Annotated in this window: 6 protein-coding genes; 3 read left to right on the top strand and 3 right to left on the bottom strand. The window is 70.7% G+C overall.

Annotated elements, in window-relative coordinates:
- Positions 1-594 precede the first annotated feature (594 nt).
- From FM051_RS53585 to FM051_RS53580, 3 genes are all read left to right on the top strand, one after another.
- Positions 595-726 (top strand): hypothetical protein, encoded by a 132-nt coding sequence (locus FM051_RS53585; protein ID WP_274383918.1) that lies wholly within the window; start codon positions 595-597, stop codon positions 724-726.
- Positions 727-814: 88 nt separating this feature from the next.
- Positions 815-2,980: a hypothetical protein gene (locus FM051_RS49310; RefSeq protein WP_158854823.1), complete on the top strand. Its 2,166-nt coding sequence runs from the start codon at positions 815-817 to the stop codon at positions 2,978-2,980.
- Between the two features lie 82 nt (positions 2,981-3,062).
- A complete protein-coding gene (locus FM051_RS53580; RefSeq protein ID WP_274383917.1) occupies positions 3,063-3,185 on the top strand; it encodes a hypothetical protein in 123 nt (40 codons plus the stop codon).
- Between the two features lie 273 nt (positions 3,186-3,458).
- Here the strand turns inward: FM051_RS53580 and FM051_RS49300 are convergent, their stop codons facing one another.
- From FM051_RS49300 to FM051_RS49290, 3 genes are all read right to left on the bottom strand, one after another.
- A complete protein-coding gene (locus FM051_RS49300; RefSeq protein ID WP_158854821.1) occupies positions 3,459-4,376 on the bottom strand; it encodes a hypothetical protein in 918 nt (305 codons plus the stop codon).
- A 278-nt stretch (positions 4,377-4,654) separates the two neighbouring features.
- Positions 4,655-4,927 (bottom strand): hypothetical protein, encoded by a 273-nt coding sequence (locus FM051_RS49295; RefSeq protein WP_158854819.1) that lies wholly within the window; start codon positions 4,925-4,927, stop codon positions 4,655-4,657.
- A 161-nt stretch (positions 4,928-5,088) separates the two neighbouring features.
- Positions 5,089-7,278, bottom strand: a complete 2,190-nt coding sequence (locus FM051_RS49290) for a tetratricopeptide repeat protein (protein ID WP_158854817.1) — start codon at positions 7,276-7,278, stop codon at positions 5,089-5,091.
- Between the last annotated feature and the right edge of the window lie 360 nt (positions 7,279-7,638).

Raw genomic sequence — 7,638 nt, 5'->3', positions numbered from 1 at the left:
TCCAACGGACCCGCGGCCACCGGGCACGCCACTCGCGCCATCAGTACCTCACCTGCCCAGTCGATCGACCTGCTGGCACAACAACACCACAACCGATCAGTCTACCAAGTTAACAAACTACCGGTAGCGCTGCTGGTCCACGGTCAGGAGACCGGCCAGTACGCCAGGCGCGTCCGAAGACGTCGTCGATGCGGAACCGATCACGCTGCACCCGGTACGGCTTGCGCGCGGGCACGGGCCACCCGCACAAGCGCTCGGCCACGACAGAGATCGTCGACGGTCGGGAACGAACTGTCGGGCAAGGACGGTTCGGCACGGACAACGGCGGCTCCCGACGGATGCTCGACGAAGGTCGCCGCCGGCCGGACCGGGTCTGGGGGTCGAGGGTCGCGACAGTGTCGGGAAGCACCTGGCGCAGCGCCTGGCCGCCGACGGCAAACCGGTCGTGGACGTGCACGCGAAGCTCTCGGCGCGGGCGCGGGTGTTCGATACCGGGCACGGCCGCAAGACCGACGCCCGCTCGGTTGGCCTGATCGCACTGCGCGCCGGCGGCCTGAACCGTGTCGTCGCCGACGATCACACCGCGGCCTCTCCGTGCGCACCGTCAACAGTTACATCGACCACGCCGGCATCCGGTACGCCAACGCGGGCCGCTCGGCACCCACCAAGGCCGCGCCAGTCGCCCGGGCCGTGCAGGACGGCCTCATCCGACTCGAAGACCTCTGAACCCACTTGTGGGTCGATCGACCGTCAGCGCCCACGCGCCGCGGTCCTAGCGTCGACCCTGTCCAATCATCCTCAGAGGAGATCTCCTTTGCGAGTACGAAGAAGTACGACATCCCTGCTGTTGGCGCTCGCGCTGGTGTCGGCCGGCGCGGTCGTGGCCGTGGCCTCGGCGCCGGCCACCGCCCAACCCGCCACCGCTACCACCACCGGCCAGTACCACCCGGCCTGGGTGCGGCTCGCCGACCGGGTCGAGGTCGAACCCGGCGACACCCGGGCCGTGAAGGTGGCGGGCGTCGGCTCGCTGCCCGCGACCGGTCTCGAATCCGTCACCGTCAACGTCGCCGCGAAGGGCCTCGCCGACGCCGGGTCGATCGTGGTCTACCCGACCGGGGAGACCGAGCCGGCCACCGTCGCGGTGCACTACCAGCCCACCCACTACGCCTCGACCACGGTGCTCACCGGGGTGGGCACCGACGGGCAGATCCAGGTCGTCAACCAGGGCGTCGACAAGGTGTCGCTCTACCTCGACGTCCACGGCTACACGCTCGCGCGGCCCACGACCGGCGGGCTGCACTTCGTGGACGTGCCGCAGTCGCGCGTCCTGCCGAACACGACCCTCGGCGGCGGCATACTCGGCGGCAACCTTGAACTCCAGCCGCTGGGCAAGGGCGGGGTGCCCGCCCAGGACGTGCAGGCCGTGGCGCTCACGCTGGTGTCGAAGAGCCAGTCGAACGGCACTCTGCGCGTGTACCCGTCCGGCGAGGGGTTCCCGGCGGACGCCACCACCGACTACGTCGCGGGTATCCCGCAGCAGAACTTCGTGATCGCCAAGGTCGGCGCGAACGGCAAGGTGAACGTCCACAACCTCGGCGGCGGCAGCGTGGACGTGGCCGTCGACGTGGTCGGCTACCTCACCAGCGCGTCCACCGCAGCCAACCGGGCCACGTTGCGGACCGTGCCGCCGACCCGGATCACCGAGAAGCTGCTGATCCCGGCGGGCACGACGAAGGTCGTCGACCCGCGCGGGCAGGGCGGCCTGCCGGTGCACAACCTGACCTCGGTCGGCGTCCACGTGTCGGCGATCAGCACCGGCTCGGGCACCGTCCAGGTGCACCCGAGCGGGGCGGCCAACCCCGGCGGGCAGACCGTCGGCTACGTCGCCGACAAGGACGCGAGCGGGTTCACCCTGCCCCGCCTCGGCGCGGACGGCAAGATCGCCCTGCACAACGCGGGTTCCGCCACCGCGGCCGTCGAGGTCGACGTGTACGCCTACGCGGAGCTGGTGAACCGCACGTTCCCCATCGCGAATTCACCCGGTGAGGCGATCGAGAACATCACCGGCACCGCCGACCTCACCACCGCCACGACGAGCGACGAGCAGAACATCGCCGTCAACTCGGTGACCGACGACGGCGGCACGACCACGGTGAAGATCCCCCGCGACGCGGCGTCCGGGCTGACGATCACCTCCGACGCAGGCACCATGACCATCGGTCTGCCCGCGGTCGGCGCGGCGACGCGCACGACTGCCGGAACCGTTGTCTACCAGGGTGATTCGGGCAGGCACTCGATCGGCGTGCAGCCGACCGCGGACGGCGGTTTCCGGACCTTCGCCCACCTGGCCGACGCGTCGGCGCCGACGAGCTATGCCTTCCCGATGACGCTGCCGGAGGGCACCGCGCTGGCAGTGGACGAGTGGGACGGCAGCGCCATCCTGGTGCGGGAGGGCGTGATCCGCGAGGGCGAGGTCGAGATCGACGCGGTCGGGCGCATCCAGAAGCCGTGGGCGCGTGACGCCCAGGGGCGCAGCTGGCCGACCCGCTACACCGTCGAGGGGGCGGTGTTGCGGCTGCACGTCGACATCACGCCGGTCGTGGACGCCACCGGCGCCACCGTGACGCCCGCGTTCCCCGTGGTCGCCGACCCGTGGATCAAGCGCAACTGCGGGATCGTCACCTGCTCCTGGTACTTCAGCAAGTCCGCGACGGTCTGGCTGAAGCGGAGGTTCGACAGCCTGGGTTGGAAGCCGACCGTGGCCATCAGCGCCATCTGCGGCTTCCTCTCGCACCCCGTGGCGAGGGCGGCCTGCAACATCGCCCTGAACCACTACTACTGGAGCGCCTTCGACAACGTCAAGCGCGCCTACAACCGGGGCGGCTGCTTCGTCGTCCGCGCGGGCATCCACATCGTCCAGGCACGTTCGGTCCGGTTCGACAACGTGCCGTTGAGCAACCGCTACTGCTACCGCTCCTGACCGGTCCACCCAGCAGCACCCGCAGCCCGGCCTGGCTCCCCCAGGCCGGGCTGTTCTTCGTCCGGGTGTGGTTCACACCGGCGTGACGGCGGGTTCCGGATCGGCGCTGCACCGCGCGATCGTGGTGGTCGACGTGGAGGGCTTCGGTGATCCGCGTCGGACGCTGCCCCACCAGTCGGGCACCGCGCGGGCCTGTACCGGGTGACCGACCATGCCTCGGGGACGGCGGGTGTGCGGTGGGAGGACTGCTACCACGAGGACCGCGGCCATCGCCCTGCACACCCGCGCCGCCCACAGCCGCGAACGTCTTCACGGCCCCCCTTGCCCATTGCTGGTGACCGGCCATGCCCGCGAACAGCCCGTTTGCCCCGCTGGTTGCTGCCACCGGACGCGCCCACAAGGACGTGGTTCGGGTCCCTTCGCGGCTTCGGCGGCGTCCCCGTCCGCCTCGCCTCGATCGATTTCCTGCCTGGCCAGTTCAGCCCGGCGCGGCCAGCCGCTCGCTGCCCGACGGGCAGGTGCCGTCCGGGATGCGCTCGTACATGAACTCCAGCCGGTTCGACGAGTCCAGCCGTACCACGGTCACCGAACCCTGCCGGCCACCCGTGGGCAGCGGCCGGGTAGTCCACAGGTACAGGTCGTCGCCAGCGCGGTGGGCGAGCCGGAATCCCCAGTAGCGGAACCGGTAGGCGGAGTCCTTCACACCGGTGTCCTGCACGCAGACGTCCCGATGTATCCGCGGGTCCACGGCCAGCCGCGACGCCGTGTACAGGGTCACCGGGGGAACGGTGTGGAACCTGAGCGCCTCCTCCCGCCCGAGGTTGGCCGCATGTCGTTCGGCCGCGCCGACCAGACAGAGGAACGTCAGGGCCCCGAGCACCAGGTCTGGCGTGAACCGAGCCGTGCGATCGCGTGGCGGGCGGCCGTGGCGGTGCCAGCGCCACGCCGTCCACACCAGCAGCAGCCCCGCCGCGATCCGCAGCAGTTCCCACGGCGAGGCGAACGGGCTGCCCGCGAACGATTCCGCGCCGAGTACGGCCTGGAGCCCGGTCTCGCCGACCAGCGCGCAGCCGACGACGGCCGCGACCACAGCAGCCCCGAGTACCCGCCACCGCACGCGCGCGAGCCGTCCAAGCAGGCTTCGCTGCACCACCTCCCCGAGCGCGAGTACTCCGACCGCCACGACGGCGAGCAGCGCGAAGGGCCGCGCGTCGAGCATGTGCTCGAACGGGCTCAGGTTCGACTTGACCCCCAGCCCGAGGTGGCTGAGGCGGGTGTGCTCGCGCACCCAGCCGAGCTGGATCAACAGGCCCGCGAGCAGCGCGGTGGGCGGCAGGAAACCGAGGACGACGGGGAGTGCCGACCACAGAGGCGGCTGCGTTCGTCGAGTGACCATGGTGGGGACTATGGCGCGGTTTCCGCGCGACCGTCCCGGAGGTCAACTGAACAGGCGACCCACATCGACATACTGCCCTACCGTCGCCGTCGCGCCGCCGAACGCGGGCCGACCGCCGAGGACGGCCCGGACGTCGCCGTGCTCATGGCCGCCCGCGAGAAACACCTGCCGGTGCTGGAGCTGCTGCTACTCGACGCCGTCCGCGCCGCGCTGGTCGCGCCCGGCCGCATCGCGCGGGTACTCGGCCTGAGGTCCACCGACGTGGTCGCCGACCGACATCAGGCGCTGCGTCTGCCGTTCGGCACCGGCTCGCCGCCCGGACCCTGCCGCACACGCTGCGCCCGGTCGACGTCGGCGACGACGCCCTGGCCGAGCTGGACGACCGCGGCGCGATCCGCGCCTGCGTGGACGCCCTCACCGCCGCGCGTCGATCCCGGCGACGCGCGATCGCGCCGCCGCGCAATCAGCACGTCTACGACGGCGATCTGCCTTGGCGTTACCGCACCGCAATGGCACGAGGCGGCGATGGACGAGAGCGAAGTCGCGGTCACCTCCGCGCTGACCGGACCGCGCCGTCGCCCGGCAACTCTGGGCTGGTTCACTGCGGGTGTCGGACGCTGGGGCTGTTCGAGGACGAATGCGCTTACCTGGTCGGTGTGGGCATCCCCGCCGCGTTCCTGCCCGGCGCCGCCGAACTCGGCCGGGCGGTCATCTATTCAGGCAGGGCACCCTTGTCCGGGTGTCCCGGGAGATCATGGAGAAAGCTGTCGACGAGATCGACGTTGTCGGTGTCACCGGTGGCCGAGAAGGCATCTCGTGCCCGTTCCCAGCAGCGGCCCGCTTCCTCGAACCGCCCTGCCTTCCGCAATGCCAGGCCCAGGGTTCCCCACGCATTCGCTTCGTAGCGAGGGTCTCCCATTTCCCGCGACAGGCCGAGCGCGGTCTGGTAGGCGGTGACGGACTCTTCCAACCGCCCGACCTCCACCAGGGCTACGCCGAGGCTGCCCAACGCATTCGCCTCGCCATGCAGGTCGCCCATCTGCCGGAACAGACCGAGAGCCGTCTCGTGGGCGGTGACGGCCTCGCCCGATCTCCCCATCCGCCACAGGACCACGCCCATGCTTGTCCATGCCACCGCCTCGCCTTGCCGGTCTCCCACCTTCCGCATCAGATCGAGAGCCGTCCCGTAGGCGGCAACCGACTCCTCCAACTGCCCTATCTCCTGCAGGACTGTGCCCAGGTTGTTCCAGGTCGTCGCCTCGCCGCGCCGGTCGCCTGCCTCCTTCAACAGACGGAGGGCCGTCTCGTAGAAGGTGATGGCCTCCTCGAACCGCTGCACTTGTCGCAGGGCTGCGCCCAAGTTGTTGGCGGTGGTGGCAGAGCGGTGGGGAGTGAGGTGAGCGGCGCTGGTATGAGCGTGCTCGGCGACGGTGATCAAGTCGGTGAGGTACCGCCGCAAGCGCAGGTATTCGCCGAGGGCGATTCCCAACCGCACGGCGTGGGCGTGGTAGCCGGCGGTGGCGGCGTGGACGACGGTGGCGATGAGGGTGGCCCGCTCGGCGTCCAGCCACTCCAGTACCTCCTGCCGCGCCGCGAAGCGGTCCGGCACCGACTGCCCGGCCAGCGCCTGCAGGTGGACGTTCGCATGTTCGGTCGTGGTGGTGTAGTGGTCCAGCAGTCGCATCTCGGCCGTGCGCAACTGCTCGTGGTCGAGATCGGGTGCATGGCGTGTACCGGTGTGGGCGCGGATGAGGTCGTGCAGTCCCCACCGTTCCGGACCCACGACCCGGATCAGGTGGGCATGGCGTAGTGCCCTCAACCCCACCCTCACGTGGGCAGTGGATTGGTCTGCGAGGGCCGCCGCGACCTCGGTGGAGGTGTCGGGTCCTGAGTCCAGACACAGCAGCCGCAGCAGCCGCGCCCACCCCGGGTGCAAGTGCACCAGTCGCCGCCAGGACAGGTCGAAGGTGGCCGCGAGGGCCTGCTCGCCGTGGGCGTAGCCCTCCACCCCAGGGGCCTGTCGCAACTGCTCGGCCAGCTCGCCAGGGCCCAGGTGGGGTTCGTCGGCGAGCAGGGCGGCGGCGATGCGCAGCGCCAGCGGCAACCCCCCGCACGCCTGCGCCAGCTTCCCCGCTCCCGGCGGGTCGGTGCCGATGCGGTCGTCGTCGGGGTCCTGCTCGTGCAGAGCCCTCTCGAGCAGGGCGACGGCGGCTCCGAGTGCCAGCACGTCCAGGGACAGGCGGCGGGCATGGGGCAGGTCCAGGGTGTCGCGGGTGGTGACCACGATCCGATGTGGGCCCGCGCCCGGCAGCAACCCGCGTACCTGGGCTGCGGCGGAAGCGTTGTCCAACACCACCAACACACCCCGATCACGCACGGCCAACTCGGTGAGGACCTCGTCGTAGACGGCGGCCTGCTCACCGGGATCGTCGGGGATCCGCTCGTCCGGCATTCCGAGGCGGCGCAGCAGGGGACCGAACACCGCAGTGGCCGACACTTGGCCGTCGGGGCTGTAGCCCTGAAGGTCCACCCAGAACACCCCGCCCGCAAACCAACCACGGCGGGCCGCTTCGACGGCTGCGTGGCGTGCCAAGGCGGTCTTGCCCACCCCGCCCATCCCGGCCACTGCCGACACCACCACACCCGACGCCCCGGCTCCTACCGCGTCACCAGGGTCCAAGGCGCTCAGCACCCGCTCCATCTCGTCGGAGCGACCGACGAACACCTCGCCGGCGGTGGCCTCCGGCCGTACCCGGGTCACCACCGCAGCCGCGGCCCTAGCCACCTGTGTGGGGGCGTGGTGGACATACACCGAGCCGATCCGCCCGGCCTGCACCACATTGCCCGTCACGTTCTGGGCGTGGTTGGCCGTGGACTGGTCCCTCGGTTTCCGCTTGCGCACCCCCGTACTCTGAACCACCGTCTCTGTCCACCTCGACACCCACACGAGGACGTCACCTGCTCGGCCTACCCAGTGCCCGAGCGCCATGCAGGTCCGGACAACGCCGGGATCGAGCTCGCCACCCGGACGATGCTGATCACGCTCCCGCGCACCAAACTCGCGCAAGTCCTGCCGTTCCCCGAACGTCAGCGCTGACACGTCACTACTGACACCCGGACGGGCACCACCCACCGCGGTAGTTGTCAAGTCAAGTGAGACAGGTTGTGTCTACGGGGCTGGTTGGGGTTGCTCGGCGGGCTGGTTGATCCAGGCCACGTCGGGCAGTGCGGGTGGACGGGGACGGCGTGCGAAGCGCTCCGG

The sequence above is a fragment of the Saccharothrix deserti genome (genome assembly GCF_009769385.1).
Classification (GTDB): Bacteria; Actinomycetota; Actinomycetes; order Mycobacteriales; family Pseudonocardiaceae; genus Actinosynnema; species Actinosynnema deserti.
This window is presented reverse-complemented; position numbering and strand designations above follow the sequence as displayed.

Bases quoted from the DNA above. Each gene is read 5' to 3' on its own strand.
- FM051_RS49300 (WP_158854821.1), bottom strand. From the start codon at position 4,376: ATGGTCACTCGACGAACGCAGCCGCCTCTGTGGTCGGCACTCCCCGTC.